Source organism: Sphingobacterium sp. MAE (genome assembly GCF_056711605.1).
Window position 1 is genome coordinate 3,122,267 of the sequence record NZ_CM160044.1, and the last position, 19,224, is coordinate 3,141,490.

The 19,224-nt window shown below is 35.6% G+C and carries 14 protein-coding genes and 1 tRNA gene; 9 read left to right on the forward strand and 6 right to left on the reverse strand.

What is annotated here, in order from left to right:
• Window positions 1–264: 264 nt before the first annotated feature.
• The 4 genes from AC06G9_RS13405 to AC06G9_RS13420 all read left to right on the forward strand — a co-directional run bounded on the left by AC06G9_RS13405 (window position 265) and on the right by AC06G9_RS13420 (window position 6,181).
• Window positions 265–1,935, forward strand: a complete 1,671-nt coding sequence (locus AC06G9_RS13405) for a hypothetical protein (protein ID WP_480956470.1) — start codon at window positions 265–267, stop codon at window positions 1,933–1,935.
• Between the two features lie 14 nt (window positions 1,936–1,949).
• On the forward strand, window positions 1,950–3,665 hold the full coding sequence (locus AC06G9_RS13410) for an IPT/TIG domain-containing protein (RefSeq protein WP_480956471.1): 1,716 nt from the start codon (window positions 1,950–1,952) through the stop codon (window positions 3,663–3,665).
• Between the two features lie 26 nt (window positions 3,666–3,691).
• On the forward strand, window positions 3,692–5,401 hold the full coding sequence (locus AC06G9_RS13415) for an IPT/TIG domain-containing protein (protein WP_346571062.1): 1,710 nt from the start codon (window positions 3,692–3,694) through the stop codon (window positions 5,399–5,401).
• Window positions 5,402–5,725: 324 nt separating this feature from the next.
• Entirely contained in the window at window positions 5,726–6,181 is a 456-nt protein-coding gene (locus AC06G9_RS13420) for a GNAT family N-acetyltransferase (RefSeq protein WP_094773407.1), read from the forward strand.
• Between the two features lie 188 nt (window positions 6,182–6,369).
• Here AC06G9_RS13420 and AC06G9_RS13425 read toward each other — a convergent pair whose 3' ends face one another.
• Together AC06G9_RS13425 and AC06G9_RS13430 are read right to left on the reverse strand one after the other, a co-directional pair.
• Entirely contained in the window at window positions 6,370–7,227 is an 858-nt protein-coding gene (locus tag AC06G9_RS13425; RefSeq protein ID WP_480956472.1) for a bestrophin family protein, read from the reverse strand.
• A 363-nt stretch (window positions 7,228–7,590) separates the two neighbouring features.
• Window positions 7,591–9,396, reverse strand: a complete 1,806-nt coding sequence (locus AC06G9_RS13430; protein WP_480956473.1) for a serine hydrolase — start codon at window positions 9,394–9,396, stop codon at window positions 7,591–7,593.
• Window positions 9,397–9,692: 296 nt separating this feature from the next.
• On the opposite strand from AC06G9_RS13430, the gene AC06G9_RS13435 reads away from it, so the two are divergent.
• The gene (locus AC06G9_RS13435; protein WP_480956474.1) at window positions 9,693–10,454 is read left to right on the forward strand and encodes a hypothetical protein; all 762 of its coding nucleotides are present in this window, start codon (window positions 9,693–9,695) and stop codon (window positions 10,452–10,454) included.
• Window positions 10,455–10,579: 125 nt separating this feature from the next.
• On the opposite strand, the gene AC06G9_RS13440 is transcribed toward AC06G9_RS13435, so the two are convergent.
• A complete protein-coding gene (locus AC06G9_RS13440; RefSeq protein WP_094773409.1) occupies window positions 10,580–11,833 on the reverse strand; it encodes an MFS transporter in 1,254 nt (417 codons plus the stop codon).
• A gap of 299 nt (window positions 11,834–12,132) precedes the next feature.
• Between AC06G9_RS13440 and AC06G9_RS13445 the strand changes: the two genes are divergently transcribed.
• Window positions 12,133–12,206: transfer RNA gene (locus AC06G9_RS13445), tRNA-Ile, on the forward strand.
• A 224-nt stretch (window positions 12,207–12,430) separates the two neighbouring features.
• On the opposite strand, the gene AC06G9_RS13450 is transcribed toward AC06G9_RS13445, so the two are convergent.
• Entirely contained in the window at window positions 12,431–13,873 is a 1,443-nt protein-coding gene (locus AC06G9_RS13450) for an MFS transporter (RefSeq protein WP_480956475.1), read from the reverse strand.
• A gap of 86 nt (window positions 13,874–13,959) precedes the next feature.
• On the opposite strand from AC06G9_RS13450, the gene AC06G9_RS13455 reads away from it, so the two are divergent.
• Together AC06G9_RS13455 and AC06G9_RS13460 are read left to right on the forward strand one after the other, a co-directional pair.
• Window positions 13,960–14,427, forward strand: a complete 468-nt coding sequence (locus AC06G9_RS13455; protein WP_094773410.1) for an Lrp/AsnC family transcriptional regulator — start codon at window positions 13,960–13,962, stop codon at window positions 14,425–14,427.
• 206 nt (window positions 14,428–14,633) lie between these two features.
• Window positions 14,634–16,436: a serine hydrolase gene (locus AC06G9_RS13460; protein WP_480956476.1), complete on the forward strand. Its 1,803-nt coding sequence runs from the start codon at window positions 14,634–14,636 to the stop codon at window positions 16,434–16,436.
• Window positions 16,437–16,658: 222 nt separating this feature from the next.
• Here AC06G9_RS13460 and AC06G9_RS13465 read toward each other — a convergent pair whose 3' ends face one another.
• The gene (locus AC06G9_RS13465; protein WP_480956477.1) at window positions 16,659–18,083 is read right to left on the reverse strand and encodes an MFS transporter; all 1,425 of its coding nucleotides are present in this window, start codon (window positions 18,081–18,083) and stop codon (window positions 16,659–16,661) included.
• A 362-nt stretch (window positions 18,084–18,445) separates the two neighbouring features.
• Here AC06G9_RS13465 and AC06G9_RS13470 point away from each other — a divergent pair, with 362 nt between their 5' ends.
• Window positions 18,446–18,571 carry a hypothetical protein gene (locus AC06G9_RS13470; protein ID WP_480956478.1) on the forward strand — a complete coding sequence of 42 codons (126 nt, stop codon included), beginning with the start codon at window positions 18,446–18,448 and terminating at the stop codon, window positions 18,569–18,571.
• Window positions 18,572–18,704: 133 nt separating this feature from the next.
• Here the strand turns inward: AC06G9_RS13470 and AC06G9_RS13475 are convergent, their stop codons facing one another.
• Window positions 18,705–19,097, reverse strand: coding sequence for a DUF1398 domain-containing protein (locus tag AC06G9_RS13475; RefSeq protein ID WP_346571073.1), 393 nt, complete (start codon window positions 19,095–19,097; stop codon window positions 18,705–18,707).
• Window positions 19,098–19,224 lie beyond the last annotated feature (127 nt).

Here is a 19,224-nt window from a genome sequence, read left to right on the forward strand (position 1 = left end):
CAATATGTTTGATATCGATAATTTGCTGATAAGTGGTATTTACAGTCCTTTTTAATGTTCACTGTATTAACTCTCTAATTAAAATCGAAGTCAAACAATTGAACTGACACTTACTGAAATTCGTTCATTACTGCAATTCTCTACAATTGATTTCTTTTTTTAACGGAAAATATAATTTTAAATTAAAAATTCACTTAGACAGGAATTTTTATATCTTTGCCCCAAAGTAGCCATTTTATTATATTTATGAAGGGACAGCATTTTATGCGTTGTATAGTTTTACTATTCTTGACGCAAATTTCCTGCAATAAGGTTGAGACAATACCTTTTGAGGATACTAGACCAATCCAGTTGGAGACACATGGATTTGAGATTATTCCAGACAAAAAAATAAGCTTACTATCGAACGTCCTTTATCTCAATGCAGATAAAATTATCGAACATGGTTTCGAATTTATCAGTATCAACGATGGTAAAGAAGTGATCAAGAACTTTCAGATTAAAACTCCTGCTGCAATTGGACGCATGATTTTGACTCTCGATGAAAGTGTGTTGAATGATCTAGGTTATGTCCAAAAATTTCGTTATTACATAAAAACGACCAAAAATGATATTTATGGTCAATACTTACAGTATTATGTTAACCACTCACAAGACTTTATGGTTCATCCTAACCAATCTCTAAGGGGTTATAGTGGAGATGAGCTTACTCTAAAGGGTAATTTTAAAGATGTATACGCACGCTACGATCTCTATATTGGAAAATCAAACGATAAAATACCATTTACCGTTAGCAATAATAATATCGATCTAAGCTTCAAACTACCACCTAATGGCCAAACAGAATCTGCGTATGTATATTTAGTCTCGAAAACAAATTCTGAAGATGCTGATCATCGATATTATCTTACGGAAGTCACATACCTTGCACGCCTCAATCCTCCAGAAAGTTATATCATGGATATTTACTCTCATCTTACGTTAAGTGCAAAAGAAGGTCTCGCATACAGGACTTCAATCCTCATGGGCGACCAACTTATTCCTTACCAGCAATTTTTGAGATTATACGACTATCTTAAACCTGAAAATGGTGATAGCTATCGTATAGGTTACTTTAATGGTCGAGATACCATAATTTTTCCACAAAAGCTGCAATTAGCTCGACCCGATACCAAAGAAATCTATTTTCAGACAACGCGTGTGCACCCCTTTGGAAGTACCAAAGTGATGGGATTACGTTCCTACCAACTCTTCGGCCCCACTTCTTTTACACTTGGAACCTATCCTGTCCAAATGGGCCTAGATACACAGGTGGGTAGTTATACACTATCAGCTGGAGATCTGCCCGAAGGAGAATATCCGTTAACGATCAAGAACATGAATTATGAGTTGATTACGGAAAAGAAACTTAAAGTCGAAAAATTGAAGGTGAACAAGCTTATCCAAAATAGCCATGAAATGGGTAGCCAGGTCACCATATCGGGAAACTTTATAAAAGGTCAGTATTACAGTGTCCACCTTGCAGATAACGGAATTTATGGAATAGTGGCCGAGGAGGGTCTGATTCGATTTGCGATACCCGTGCTCAAAAGCGGTGAACATGAGGTAACAGTAGGATACTGGAATGAAATACAAAGCAACAGTATACCAGTTCATACAAACCTCAGTATTCAAGTGAATCCATTTACCTATACAGGTTTTGCACCACTGAAAGGAAGTGGCGGTACAGCAATCCGGTTGAAAGGTAAATCCATTGCATTTGCAACGATATACTTGGGAGGTAATCAGATCTACGCTTCACAAATCGCTAACACTTATGATGAAGTGCTGGTTACCTTACCGAACTACCTAACACCTGGTCAATACAAAATCAGTGCTAGACTTGCAGATCGCTGGTTGCAAGTTCCAGAAGTATTTGAAGTAACGGCACTCTAAAAAAGAACATGAAAATGCTATATATAACACAAAGATACAGCCTATGGGGAGCTTTTATTCTCATGACTACCCTACACCCCATCCTATCGAGCTGTACAAAAGAATACAAAACCACCTATGTCGATATCAGCCCCATCATGATCGCTAACTCTCCTATGGGCGAAATCAGTGCAGAACAATTTATCTTCCATGGTGTGATTCAAAAACTGAACGACGAAAACATTCAGGAGTTTGGTCTTATCATTCGTGGACTGGATGCACCAGATGAAGAAATCACCATCGATATGGGTATGGTGCCGAAGATAGGCCCTTTTCAATACAGCTACAAACCGAAAAATAAACCTGAATTGGGAAAACAGTTCAGTTATTATTTCTACATTAAAACAGACAGGTCCTACGCCAAATCTGTTGTGTATTATCAAACGATTGACGGTATCAAGATCAACGCTATGGGCACGCTCCTTCAAGCTGCGGGCGACACCGTGCGTATCCAAGGTGATTTTTCAAAAGTTGATGAAAGATACAGTGTGGATATTAAGGAACTGAAAGCCTACCAGATACCAATCGTGCTGAACAAAGAAAAGACAGAGCTATCTTTTGTTATGCCTGCCACATTGGGGACACATAACGCAAATGTTAGTGCTATATTAAACCGATACGAGTCTACAAAATTTTACAGTCATGCACTTGTCGATATCCGCACGCTTGGTCATCTTAAAGCTCCAAGTATGCGTACCTATTACCTCAATGAAAGCATTAATCTTGAAGGAGTAAATTCTTACCAAATAAATAATTATAACAATAGCCTACGCGTTATCATTGGAGACCAAACAATTCCATATCAACGAGAAATAAGTTTAAGCAACTTAAAAAATTTAAAGGGAAACACTTTACGTATCGGCTATTTAAACGGTCGGGACTCGGTGATGTTTCCTGGGGTGATCACGATCGCTCGAGCTACAGGAGATCTATTTCATCTAACGGCAAAAGAAGCACATCCAAACACGGTGGTCAGGTTGCAATTTGATGATTTCAATAAATTTTATTATAATCAAGAAGTTCCGACGCTTTCCTTAACAAATAGTAGTAAGCACTATATGCTGAAACGAAGTGTGCATGATTACGAAGAATATTACCTCGATAATATTCCTGAAGCTAACTACACACTCCAACTAAACCATGCCATCGGGAATATAGCTTCTAATAAGATGATACAGGTCAAGCCCTTCCAATGGTCGGCGAAAAAAAATAGTGAACACTATATTGGCGATATGATTTCAATCAGCGGTAATTTTATAGCAGGCTATCCATATACAATAAAGTTAGAAAATTCTGATTATGAAAATGAGTTTCGTGCAGAAAAGGATAAGCTGACCTTTCAAATACCCAACATAGCAATGGGCCAAACCAGCTGGAAAATTGGATATAAACAGTATAATGGTCAACTGTATTTTCCAAGCGACCCATTAAAAATAACGGTCTTAGCACCTACATTTGATTCTTTTTCACCTGAAAAAGGAACTGCAGGTGAGATTATTACAATGAAAGGAAAAGCTATCAAATACGCCGATCAAATCTTTATTGGAGATATTCCAATTATTCCGATTAGTTATAATGACGATGAGATCATGTTTCAGATCCCTCTTAGTATTTCCAAAGGAAAAGTGAGGTTATCCATTGTAAACAATGGTAGACTCATATCATCAACAAATTATTTTGAAATCCATTAATTGCTCAGCACAACTCTATAAATAAAATGAAACAAATCCTATATATGCTATTTATGACAGCGCTGACTTGCGTTGCCTGTAAAAAGACAGAAGAAAAATTAGTACCCATAATCGAGTCCAAACCCATCGCATTTGAATTTTCTAAAATAGAGGAAATATCCCAATCTGGTGCAACGGTATCCACTCGTCTAGTATCCCTTAATCAAGAAAATATTCTTGAATATGGCGTGCTGATCTCTAGAGTTGAAAGTGGTAATAGTGGTAAGGAGGAGCAAATTGCCTTGGGCAAAGATGTCAAAATAGGTACCCTGAGCTATTCTTTTACTCCTAAAGGTGGATTGAAAAGTGCAGATCGCTATGCTGTAGGTTTCTATATACAGACTGATAAAGGCTTTTATCGATCGACAGCAGTTATGATACGCTGGAACAATATTTCTGTTGAACCTGCTGAGATCAAATCTGTTCGGACAGGTGATAAAATAACCATCAATGGAAATTTTGAAGGCGTAAACGAATCTTATCTTATCCGAAATTCATACTACCAAACGATTATTCCCTACGAAATTAGTTCAGATAAAAAGAAACTAACATACGTGATTCCCAAAACCACCGCAACACATGGTTCGACACTCGAATTCTTTTTACAGAACATCTCAAGCGCAGGTTCTAACAACGGATATCCGGACTATGAAAGCTATGCTCTTCCTCGCGTGAAGGTCGTAGCTACGATCGATCCTTTAATCGTAAGCAATATGTATTTAAATACGCCTATTACATTAACTGGCCAAAATCTACCCGATCGATATCAAGAGACAACGGACCTATTTTTGATTGTAAATGGAATAAAAGTTAAATATCAAAATCCATTTAATCTATTTGATATCGCAGGATTAAAGGGCAATACATTTAAAATCGGTTATCATAACGGTATAAATGAGGTAATTTTCCCAACTGCAGTGCAACTAATTTTGCCCAACGGTGCAGACATGATCTTCAATAGATCTGTCGTTCATCCAAAAACTTCTGTACAAGTAAGTGGTATGAAATTCAACCAGTTCTTCTATAACAGCCGGTTTACGGTACAGTTTGGCGAGCTAGCAGCAGATCAAGGCCAGCTTAATTACGATGAATCCATACAACTACAGATTCCTGATATTAGCAATGGCTCCTACCCTATTAGCATCAATAGTCCGTACTACGATAAAATAACGAGTAACAATAAAATTGAAGTCCGTAAACTTACGCTATCTCAGGTCGATACTAAAACAGCCTACATCGGTGATCAGATCAAAGTAAGCGGTACATTCATAGACGGCATAGAATATGGTGTAAACCTCAATGACCATGCTATTTATGACAAAAAGTTAAATAATGGTACGATGACCTTTAAAATACCGGATCAAAAAGAGGGTAAAGCGCTCATAAAGGTATATTATTACGGGACGAATGATCAAATATTTGGAGAAGGTAACCTATCATTCAACATTGAAAAAAGTACCATCAGTAGTGTAAGTCCGCTGTATGCCTATCCAGGAGACCTCATCACAGTCAAAGGGAAAGGAATTATGCATGCAGAACAGGTTTTTCTAGGTGGACAGTATGTACAAGTCGTGAATCGGACAAATGATAGTTTTCAATTTTTGGCCCCCTCCAACTTTATGCAAACTAAAGGCCGGGTTACAATTAACATTAATGAAGGGGTCATTCAATCCGAAGATTACATCGAGATCAAATAATTTTACATAAAAAGCGCTAGTTAAAAATGGCGTTTTTTATGTATGAACATAATCTATCTTAAAAACAACGATAAAATCACTAAGGTTATAATCGTTAGTTTGATGAAGGAAACTTCATCATATATAATGGTCTTATGGCTAAAATTAAGATTTAGTTTAAGCGGAAATTTAAAACAAGAAATATTAAATTCGGTAATAGAATCGATATCTGTTGTAATCCTACAATATAAATAGTATCCTCGTAAAATTATCGAACGAACAACATCAATAGAGCATATTAAAGGATAGCTATGCTACTCTTTGTTTATCATAAAAATCAAACAAATGAACGTAATTTCTGTTAGAGAAAATCCAGAATATAAGGAGAAAGCCATACAATACTTACAAAACAGTTGGTCTGAAGTATTACCAATTATTTATGAAGATTGCATAACAAATTGTATAGACGCAGAACAACCATTACCTCAATGGTATTTGTTAGAGAAAGAAAATGAAATAATCGGATGTGCAGGATTGATTACAAATGATTTCATTAGCCGAATGGATTTATATCCATGGCTTTGTGCACTATTTATTGATGAAAAATATAGGGGCCACAATTATGGCAACCTAATCATTGATCGAGCAAAAACAGATACAAGAAATTTTGGTTTTACCTATCTAAATCTCTGCACGGACCATATCGGATACTATGAAAAATTAGGATTTGACTATATTGGTCAGGGATACCATCCCTGGGAAGAGGAAACTAGAATTTATCAGATAAAAGTTAAATTATAAATCAATACAATAAATGAAATAACAACTCCCATTACTTATCTTTATATAATGGGAGTTGCTCAAATTTATGATCATTTAGGATTGAAAGATATCTTTTTCACTGATTAAACTGACCTTCAACTCAATAATTGTAATTCCTAACCCTTTCTTTAATATACTGATAATAAACTGCTTTTCTACCAAAAAAACTAGAGAATAAAAAATGTCTTTGGTTTCAATGGCTCAGGAATATCTTCTTCTCCAAGCAATTGCTTAATATTGATCTCGATGTTCCGGGCTATGGCGGTTACTGGTGTGTCACTTTGTCGATTACGAAAGGGATCCTGAAGATTATATGCTGTCTTATCGGCAAGGAAAAACAAGGCTGCGATAAGAACTAATAGTGGAATCTCGAAAATCGGACTTACATCCTGTATGGCTATCGATAAAGTGATTAAAAAAAGATATATCGCTCCGTGCAGGAAAAGCCGGTAAGTAACTGGGAACACAGTGGTGTTGATACGTTCGGCCCTACCCATAGCATCTACGAGACGCACTAAGGTCTGATCCAGCTGAACACGATAAAACTCATGCATAGCTTGCTTCTCTGATAATTTCTTGATCGTGAGTGCCTGTAATTGGGTGATTGCCAATGGCACGTTTTTATGGTGGTGAAGTAAATCGATTTCATCCTGTGTCAGTTCCAATGGTCTAGCAAGAGGATTGAGACCGCGAAGAGAATCCCCTAATGCATAACACCAAGCAATCTGCTTGTATGCTATTTCCTTTATAACGCTTGCATATTCGGCATCAAGATAGCCCTGTAACTGGATGACAAGTGACCGAGAATCGTTGACAATAGCGCCCCATATCTTTCGGGCTTCCCACCATCGTTCATAGGATTGACTCATTTTGAAAGATAATAAAACCGATATCGCTGTTCCTAAAAATGCAGGAACCCCCAATGGCATATCGGGAAGCCTATCTTCCAATACATAAGTAAAGGCATTAAAAATTAAGCCAATAATGGCGACCAAAGTGATTTCCTTTTTTACTTTGTTAAACATATAACGTAAGGGAATCTTAGACGAGTTTAGTATCATATTATGATAAACAATGATTCTTGGCATCTGTTTCTCATATTCTATTTTTTTTGAATTTGTAGAGACTTGTTTACTCGTTATCGTAAGGCAGTAGTCCTATACAGTAGCGAGCTGATTAATAAATTCTTACTTTTTGCTTATTCAAAAAATCATGGATAAAATATCGCTAAAATTTTATTTATCAATAGTATCGAATAGCGACTGCACAGTGTCTTACAAAAGGTTTTTCAAGTCCAAAAAATGTCCATGAATGGTACATCCATATATCTTTTATATTTCTTCACTGAGAGTCATCACATGAGTTGCTATATTTTTTGTATTTTTTTATTATAGCGTTTGTAAAACCTGAATAGCACGTTCGTTTTTAGGATTGATTTTAATTAACTGTTGATAACTCTGCTTTGCTTTATTTTTATTACCGGCTTTTAAATAGGCTTCTCCCAAGCTGTCATATGCATTTTCACTATTGGGATATAAGTGTGTATTGACTCTAAAAAGATCAATAGCTTGATCACTCTTATTCCGATGGAGCAGTACATATCCCATGCTATTCAGAAACCCTTCTGAAAGTTGTTCATGATTACTATCCTCTTTTTTTGCTTTTTGATAAGCTTGTAAACCCTTTTCAAAATGACCTTCTAAAATTAATTCCAGGGGTACAATTTCATCTTTAACTAATTTTGGATTTTTAGACCGGATAGTTTGATCAGCCAACGTCTGTATGAGTTCTTTCTTTCCTGAGATGGTATCTTGTACAAAACTCACCTTAAAATTCCAGTCGCGCATCGCGAATGTATTTTCTCCAACTTTAATCAGTTCTGTAGGATCATTTAAGTTCTGAGCAGCCATCAGTTTACCATTTTCTTTATATACTTTGATAAACCCATACTGATCATACTTGTATCTTCCTAAATAGGAATTTAGATCTTGTTGGGTTAAAGGTAAAATTTTATGAGCAGGTGCCATATAATTAGGCCAACTGTATGTTAAAGCAACGGAACGGACGAGTTCATTGATAAACAGAGGCTTGTTGGTATTCGTAAGCACTACAACTCCGTCACCACTTGTTTTACTACCAATAAAACTGCTACTGAACCCTTCATTCCAGCCACCATGGGAAACATACATCTCGCCGTCATAATTTTCAAGAAAAATACCTAAGCCTATAAATGATTCTATGAAAGGACTAGTAAATTGTTCAGCCGTCTTTTTGGAAATAATGACATTGCTTTTGCCGCTCAATGTATTTTGAATATCAATGACAAATTTGGCATAATCTTCTGCAGTAGACCACAAACCTGCAGCAGCCTGCTCCGGATAGATATGATATCTACCTTCCACTCGTTTTCCGTCTGCGCTGTAGGCTGTTGCTGCAAACCGAGCAATAGATGGTGGAAGTGGTTGTGCAAAAGTACTGTTTTTCATATGAAGAGGTAAGAGCACTTTTTCACGCATTATGGTTGTAAAGTCCTTCTGTTCAATATCCACAAGCATTTGCTGCATCACGGTATATCCACCTCCTGAATATCGAAAATTAGCACCAGGAATTTTATCAACAAAAACCATAGGCGTATTAGAGGGTTTTTCGCCATTCAATACTTGAACTGCTGTGGGAATTGGATCTTTTATTGTATAACCGGGAAATCCGCTTACAGTGAATCCAGCAGTATGGCTCAGCATATTTTTAAGCGTGACTTTTTTCGTTTTTGTCCATTCATTATCGGGAACTTTCCAAGATATCAAATATGTGTTCACATCCATTTCAGGATCTAACCTACCAAGTTCTACTTCCTTTAAAGCAGCATAAGCGCTTACTGGTTTGCTCATCGAAGCTACTTGAAACAAGGTATTAGCGCTCACTGCGGTCTTAGATTCAAGATCGGCGTATCCGTATGTTTTACTCCAGATGACTTTGGAATTTTTGATAACAGCTATACTTACACCGGGAACATCATAAAACTTCATCCGAGAAACGATATCCCATGAAGATTCGCCCTCAAACCGGACTGGTGGTATTAGGCCGGATTCTACTTTTGTAATCTCTTCTTGCAGCTCCTTGCTGGTCTGTGCAAAAACAGTTGTCACCAACATGCCGAAAATAAATGTAATATGGAGAGGTTTTATAATCTTCATGATCTTCTAAATTTAGGTTGATAATTAAAACATAACATTTTGCTATTCATCTTTGATGAAGTTATCATAAGCATTTCCAGCTATGCTCAAAATCCAACAACTGAAACTCCGAAGCCGCTGCCCTATTTGTTGATTTAAAAGTAGGATAAAAATAAACCGATAACCATAACATTTAGACTAACGCAAGGAAAAACTCGGTGAACGGAGGAAATGTGAAGGTGAATTTGTATACTTAAGGTGAAAATATTACATTTAATACCAAAAACAGCGTGTGAATGCACCCTTTAATCAATAATATGGAACAAACACTTGAAATCCAGAATGGAAGTAAAAAAATCTATAAAGATAAAGCAATTTGGGTTGGAACATTTTTAGGTGGTCCCTTAGTTGCAGGTTACTTTATCGCAGAAAATTTTAAAGTGTTTGGAGAATGCGGTAAAGCTAAAAAAACTTGGATTTACGCCGTTCTTACGACCATTATAATTTGTGGTGGTATATTCTTAATTCCAGAACATATCAAAATTCCAAATCAAATAATTCCTATCATTTATACCACTATTGCTGCTGGTTTACTGAACTATTTTCAACGTAAAAATATTGAAAACTATATCGCGACAGGTGGAGAGGTTTTCAGTTGGGGACGTATAATTTGCGTTGGAATAATTGGTCTTATAGTCACCTTGATCATACTATTTTCTGTCATATTTGTTACGGATCGGTCAGGAACAACTGAAACAGTTAATACGTATGGTGTTATGAAACATGAAATTGTTTTTGACAGTGAAAACCTGACTAATCATGATGTTGATAAACTGGCAGACATCCTGACCCAAACAACTTTCTTTGATGAGGAAGTAACGAAGTATGTGTATGCTGAAAAAATAAATAGTACCTATGTGATTTCTATTTCGGTTGTTGCTGGAACGGCAAATGACGATCAGGCATTGCAATCCTACAAAGACCTTCAAGCGGAGATGGAAAGATTTTATCCGGGCAACAAAATCATAATTAACCTAGTGGTTGACCATTTAGAAAACATCATAAAAAAAATAGAATAGAACATCTATCGAAGGAGCTTATTACCCCTACTCAATTTAAATAATTAAAAACTAGACATTTAAAATCTTTAAAAATACAGATGAATGGATGACGCTATAACTACATTATGAAAAGTGGATCGATCTTATGAAATCGATTTATTTACTTTTTTTTGTCCTGTTTCTTTTAAAAAGAACATTAAAATAATGGCAAGTCCTATACCGGCAATCCAAAATAATCCTGTCAGTTGAAAATGTGTAGATTTATCAGCTTCTTGAGATAAAGTTTGTCCAAAAAATTTACTAAAAATGGGGTTCAACAATGTGGTAACTCCAAAAGTAATAAAGTTGATCGCCCCTGTAGCGCTACCTTTAACTTCATCTGGGTTAGATTCTTTAATGACCGAGTAAGGGATCATGGCAGCACCAGAAGCAACTCCAAATATAAAATTAGTGGTATATGCCGATAACAGATCTGGCATAAAAATGATCTGGCAGATAGCTAGGATCATCATTGTTGCACCTGCCATTAATACAGGTTTACGTGCACCAATTCGATCCGTTATATACCCCAGCAGAGGGCAGCCTAATACCCACCCCATGGGGATCATCGCACTGGCTATAGTTGCGGTGTGAAAACTAAAATCTCTATCTTGTTGAAAGAAAGCAACACCCCAAGTCATGGCAAATATTGTAGTAGGCGCAAATAATAACCCTGATATTATACCACACAGCCAAGACTGCGGATTAGAAAAAACAACTTTATATGGCCATAAAATCCCTTTTGAACTATCTTGATTAACCGGTTGAACTTGATCAGCGTTTTTAGGTATGACGAGTAAAAGCCCAAAAGCAACTACAATCGTGATTAGACCAGTTATGAGCCAAAAATGATTAATCTTCAAGCCCTGTTCAATCCATGGACCAACAATGAACTGTCCAGCAGAGCCTCCAAGCATGCCTATACATTGTGTAAAGCCGATGGCTGTTGCCAATGATTTTGCAGAAAATCCTTTTGAAGCTAAGTAGACACATCCCGGAAAGGCAAATGCACAACCTGCGCCTTGCAATAAACGACCTGCATTACCTGAAAATGAATGAGAGAGTACAAAAAGTAAACAGCCTAGTCCTAAGATAAAAGTTCCGATAAATAAAGAATATTTAGCTCCGAACTTGTCGAGCGCCAAACCTGCAAGTAAACTAACCGTAGAGTAGGTATAATAATAAGTGCCTATTATCGTAACAAGAGTAACAGGAGTTACCTTAAACTGTTCGGCTAATTGAGGTAGCATAACTGCTGGAGAAGAACGTATGACATAATCTAAAAAATAGAATATAAGTCCAAATACCCACGCAAGAATAAACAATCTGGTGGCCGACATTGATTTATTTTGTTCCATTTTATGATTTTTACGTTTGTAAAGGTAAAAATTTTAATGTGCAATATCTTTAAGCGAATTTTAATTTATTAATTTCTTTAAAATTTCGATATCACTATGGGTCTATCCAAGAACGCTGAAAAAAATATTTTTGGACACTCCTTCCCTATTTTGATATGATAAAAAACGAAGGATTGAAAGTTAAAATTGAAATGATAACATATACGATACTTACTATTTTAACCTTTTATCAATTATTGTTTTATAATAAATTTGAATTTATTATCTTTGCACCAGAGCCATCAAAAAGGCTACATACCGCTCCTATAGCTCAGTTGGTTAGAGTAGAAGACTCATAATCTTTTGGTCACTGGTTCGAGCCCAGTTGGGAGCACGGCTTAAAATCCTCATTTCTAAATGAGGATTTTTTTATTTATATGATTTACAACACAATAGGCATTCCACTTGAATCATTCCTTTTTAAATATTTAATCGATCATGATCATATTTTAAGATAAAATGGATACCCTTATCTCCAAGACAGTATTCTATTTGTTTGATAAAAATAGACTGTACAGGATGCTAGGCATAGTTTTAACTCCATTTCTGTAACTCCATTTAAATAGCAACTTGAGTTTTCTCAGCTTTTAATTCTTTAATGATCAAATACCTCAAAATGCCCATAGCAATCACAGCATAACAGGCCAAAATAGTTAAGCTTAAATGATCCACGGCTAATTTTGAAGGAAAAAGCTGACTCATTAGGGTCATAAATGAAAGACCGATTCCAGCTCCCAAAAAGTAGCTCGTACTGGTTAAACTTGAAGCTACACCATAATGAACGGAATCCACATCACGAATACCTAAAATAGATAAACTGGTAAAGCAGATGGTCATTCCAATTCCTGAAATACACGCAGCGCCGAATAAAACAATCTGTAGCGGATGACCAAAGTAGATGGATAATAGTAAAGATATGGCACCTGTTAACATAAAAGACCATCCTAAGATACCCATCTGTGCAGGATAAAATTTTCGACAAATAGTGGGCAGTATAAATTTAGCAACTAGTGCAGACATGATACTAAAAGGTACCAACATGATACCTGCTGAAGCAGCGCTATGATGCATATCTTTCTGTAGCATCAATGATATTAAAAATAAAAATCCTATGAAAAATGCTCCTAAAGTAAAGAATGCAAGATTGGAAGCCACCAGTGATCTATATTTAAATAGCTCGAGGTTGATTAGGGGTTGTGACACTGTTTTTAAACGATAAAATACAGTGCTTAATATAAATGCGGCCAATGCAAGTGACCCAACTACCAATAGGGTATGTTCATGGATATGGATAAGCTCATGTGTACCATAGGTCAGGCTTAATAAGCCTAAAACCAATAGTAATCCAGAAATAGCGTCTGTTTTCTGAACATTTTTATTTTTTTCATCTGATGGCAGGTAATAATATGCTAATATTAACGTGATGAAAAGAATGGGAACATTAATCAGGAAAACCCAGTGCCAGCTCAGGTAGGTGCTGATGATCCCTCCTATCGACAATCCACTTCCAGACCCTATCGCTGCAAATGAACTAAAAACTCCTAATGCACGATTTCTTTCTTGATTTTCAGTAAAAGTATTGGTGACAATTGACAAGGATGCTGGCATAATAAGTGCCGCCCCAAGCCCCTGTAAAGCACGAAATAGGGCAAGCGCCTCAAAGTTGGGAGAGAGTCCTGCGCCTAATGAGGAGAACATAAAAATCAACCCACCTAAAAGAAATAATTTTTTACGCCCAATCTCATCAGATAGTTTACCTCCAATAATCAAAAAGCCTCCAAAAAATAAAACATATAAGGTCTGTAACCACTGTACCTTATCTGCACCAATATGAAACTGTTGTTGAATTGAGGGAATAGTTAAGTTAATAATGGCAATGTCCAAAGCTTCAACAAAAGTTCCTATCGATGCTAGTATTAATATTATATTTCTCCTTGTTCCCATATCATTCAAATTGCCTGCAAAATTAAAATTATTGGGACAAATAATAAAACTATTCATTAAATTTGGAACAATACATCATAATCAAAACAAAATAAAGAACATTTGCACTTTAAATATTAATATTGAACCTCATAAAAGAACAAATGGAAAATTATACACTTGATGAAAAGGATCTCGCTATTCTACGTTTATTACAAAAAGATGCTAAGCTTAGTGTCCGCGATCTATCTGGCAGAATTAACCTAAGCTCAACACCTACTCATGAGCGAATCAAGCGTATGGAAAAATTGGGGATCATAAAAGGATATACGGCTGTTTTAGATCGTAAAAAAGTGGATAAAGGAATGATGGTAATATGTATGATCGCTTTAAATGCACATAACAAAAAGACCGCATCTAAATTTATTGAAGAAGTGAGCAAATTGAATGAAGTAGTGGAATTTTATAATATCAGTGGTGACTTTGATTTTATGTTAAAAATTCTAGCACCGAATATGGATGAATTCCATGATTTTTTTGTAAATCAGCTTTCTGAGATAGAGGGCATTGGACAAACAAAAAGTATTTTCGTCATGAACAGTATTAAAGAAAGTTCCCAGATCATCTATTAAACATCCGCATAACATATTAACCAACTATTAAAGGCACTAACAAATGAATAATAATCACAAGCCATACCATATTGCAATACCATAATTTTTTTTCTTGTAAAGATTATAATTATATCGTATCATTGATTTAACAAAAATTCTTATGTATAGGCATATAAGTTTGATTGTTATAAAAATAAGGCCATTAAAACAAAACAAATTTTAATATGATGAAAAGAACGATTATCTATCTTTCCCTTTCTTTAATCAGCATTTCGACATTTGCTCAACAAGAAAAGGTTAAGCTTGATAAAAGACTTATAGATTTAGATCTTGTATTAAACCAAGTATTACATGATCAAAAAGTTGCTGGCTTTGCTGTAGCCATCACTGAGGGAAATAAAGTCATTTATAGTAAGGGATTTGGTTATCGGGACTTTGAAGAACAGAAGCCCGTAACACCCAATACACTTTTTGCCATAGGCTCAAGCTCGAAAGCATTTACTTGTGCCCTACTTGGTTTACTAGAAAAAGACGGTCAGCTATCTTTGGATGGCAAGGCAACAAGCTATCTACCGGACTTGCGTTTTATTAATGATGATATGAATAATAAAATAACCGTTCGTGATCTGATGACCCATCGTACGGGACTTTCCAGATATGATTATTCTTGGTATCTCTTTAATACGCCAAATCGAGATAGCTTAATGCAACGAATCAAGTACATGGAACCTAATGTGGGACTTAGAGAAAAATGGCAGTACAATAATTATATGTTTCTTCTTCAGGGTATAATTGCTGAAAAAATAACTGGAAAAACTTGGGAGCAAAATATAAAAGAAAAGCTATTTATACCATTAGCCATGACACGTTCAAATACCAGTATCTACGATATGCAAAAAGATTCGGATGCTTCGCTGCCTTACACCTTAAAAAACGATAGCCTGATCGATAGGGTGGATTATTATGATATATCGGGCATGGGGCCTGCTGGGTCAATTAATAGCAGTGTAAATGATATGGCACATTGGTTGCAAATGTGGACTAGTGGAGGATCTTATATGGGTAACGATATTTTACCATCGTCTTACATAGAACAAGCCGCTTCTGCACAAATGGTAATAGCGGGCGGTTTACCGAAAGAGCATAAGGATATTTATTCGGCCAGCTATGGTCTAGGATGGATGATCAGCTCTTACCGTGGACATTATAAAGTAGAGCATGGTGGCAATATTGATGGCTTTTCTGCAAGTGTATCCTTTTTTCCATCAGATAAACTCGGTATCGTCGTACTGAGCAATCAAAGCAATTCACCCGTACCAGCGATCATCAGTAATACCATTGCCGATCGTATTTTAAAAATCAATCCGATAGATTGGAATGCTGAGCAGAATAAGAAAAAAGAAGCAGCTAAGAAAAAGGAAAATAAAAACCTGACAGCAGAAAAAGAACAAATCTTAAATACCAGTCCCTCTCACCAAGTAGACAGTTATGTCGGTTTTTATGATAATCCTATTGCAGGAATAATTCAGGTTTATCATAAAGGCGATTCACTATTTTCAAAATTTGGAAAAGAACATGTTTTCCTGAAGCATTTTCATTATGATGTCTTCGAGGCTAGAGATATCGACAAAAAAGGAGTAATTGATACTGCTTATAGTGAATTTAAATTCAATTTCAGCTTTGGTAATGATGGAAAGATTGCAGGTCTGACAATACCTATGGACGGAAAATCTGTTTTCTTTACTTTCCGCCCCAAAGCAGTCGATTTGTCAAAAGAAGTGATGGATCGGTATGTGGGTGAATATATATTAGGAGGCACTCTTATCAAGGTATACCTGAAGGGCAATATTCTGATCGCTTCTGTTCCAAGACAGACAGATTATGAAACTACAGCTATTGGAAATCATACTTTTAAAATTAATATATTAACCGGATATAACCTTCAATTTGAACTGGTCAATGACAAAGCTGTATCATTAACATTCAAACAGCCAAACGGAAATTTTAAAGCTGTTCGAAAAAAATAACATGAGGGATCTTTTGTATAAAATGTAAACTCTTTATAACAAGTACTACAGTTATACAAGCAAAGCACAAATGATCACCTATTCTATATTTATGGGACAAGCTCATGACAGGATATTTAACAGGAGACATCTGATAGGCAGTCAGATATCTCCTGTTTGATTTTTAAGAGATATCATGAATAGAACTAAAAGTGTCATGATGGTCCAAAAATACCGTTTTGATTACTGGCCTTTATTCTCTTCGGTCTTCATATTATCTCCATCTCTAAAATGCAATCTTCTAAAAATTAATCCCGATAAAATCGTTAAAGTTCCCACTACTAAAAACGTGTATCTGAAGGCATTGTGAATTTCATGATGAATCAATTTTACATCACCTTGAAAAAGTTTCAATACGATGAGTCCAAATGCTATACCAAAACCAACGGCCAATTGTTGATTGACAGAAACTAATGAATTGCCACTGCTGGTGTGGTACTGCCGTAAATCGGCTATAGAAATGGTATTCATCGATGTAAACTGAATAGAGTTAAAAAAACCAAGAGTAGCTATAATAGGTACATACCAATATATAGACGAATTTACTGCAGGTATGGCCATACAACAGATCAGCATTCCAATAATAAATGTATTGGTCATCAGAGTTGCTCTGTACCCGAACTTATTTAAGATGCCAATTACTACAGATTTACCAAAGATAGCTGTTAACGCCATTGGAGCCACGATCCAACCTGATGTCACTGCAGACTGACCGTAAGCAATCTGAATCATCATGGGCAATAGTAATGGAATAGAACTAATCCCCAATCTTGTAGCTAGATTGCCTAAAATCCCGACCCGAAAAGTTCTCACTTGAAATAAATTTAAAGGAAAAATAGGATTATCATCTTTTTCCGCATGGCGATAGTAAAAATACAGCATAAAAAATCCACTTAATGCCACGAGTAAAACTGGTGTTAGGTGAGCGGTATTGCCAAATAATTCTAGGGAAATCGAAAGTAGTAATGATGCGGCACCAAAGATAAGAAATCCCTTTAGATCAAAATTAATGATATTTGATCTGTAATCGGGCATATATCGCAGACTCAACAGAAGACCTACTAGACCAATTGGTATATTAATTAGAAAGATCCAATGCCAAGAAAGATAATCGACCATATACCCACCTACCAAAGGACCTAATACAGGCCCTATCAAAGCTGGAATGATCGCAAAATTCATTGCTTTAAGTAATTCTTTTTTTGGGAAAGTTTTGATGAGGGCCAATTTCCCTACTGGAGTCATCAAACTACCACCGATACCCTGTACCACCCGTGCGATTACGAGTTGCATCAAATTTTGAGAAAGCGAACAAAATAAGGAACCAGCACTGAAGAGTACGATAGAGAAAATAAAAACACGCTTTGTACCGAATTTATCTGACAGAAATCCACTTACAGGCATAAAAACAGCTAAAGTAAGGACATAACTGATAATGGCATTCTGCATATTTAATGGTGATTCATTCAGATCTTTGGCAATAGCTGGCAATGAAGTATTGAGGATAGTTGAATCGAGCATCTGCATAAATATTGAAGTCGCAAGAATGATCGGAAGTATTTTTTTTACTGACTCTGAGGTCGTTGCAGGTACATTCAAGTTCATCATACTCATTTAATTGTTGATATTGTATTTTTTCTTTACCGTGTAATTATACTAAACATTTTACATAAGAAATAAAGCGATCTTTTAAGATCCTATATCTTGTAGATCATTATTGTAAAGATAAATTTTCAAGAAAAGTAATATCTCTACAAAACAGATTTAAATATAAACTTGATCACAAATTTGACAAATAATGAAGAGAATTATGCAAACAAATCAATAGTTTTACTTTACTTTAATAAAAGTGCAGCCTTTACAACACATTTTTGCTTCGTATTGATTTTTTATCGAATGCCATATGTTTTGGATAGGAAGTAAAACCAAAAAAATGACAGCCCCGCTTATCAGGAAAAATCTGGAACTTTTTGGCTTCATATAACAACGCGCAACGTAATGGAAATATAATAGCAGAATTTAATGCACAAACGGGTATTGTAGATTGGAATGTCTGTATCAGTAATTATAAAAAAGAAAAGGTACTTCTAGCCTAATGATGCTATTTATATTAAAATGATCCACAATCGACACTAAATTATTTAGAAAAATAACGTAAAACATAGAAATTAAAGGTGCAGATTGACTTCATCAATTGACTCAGCATGAGTGTACCTCATGTTAGTGTATTTAGACAGGAGGAATATCCTCCACCAAAATTTCATTGTCTGCTTGATCATAATAGGTACATGTCATCTTATCCATACAAATAACCCACTTATCAATGCCAACATGAGCACACATTTTAATAAAAGTTAAAAAATCTGTTTTACCTTGTTGATGAGCTAATAATTCGGTCTTAAATTTTTCTTTTTTTACATTATTGGCAATTACTAGTGGTTCGTATGTTGCACCAGCCTTTACGATATTATTATGAATACCATAATAATCAATATGTCCATCTTTTATGTAAGCTTCATAGCGCATAACGCCTAAAGCTTTAATTACTTTTATGAAATAGGGAAACCCCGCTCCTGATTTAACTTTACCATGAGCTTCATTGATCTGTTCTAATGTAAACATGTTGCGTTAATTTTTAATGAAAGAGTTTTAAAACATTTTTCACTTACAATACGATACGAATATAAATGTTATCATGAATTTTCGAAATAATGTTGAATAATTTTATATTTTTGAAATATCAGAGAAT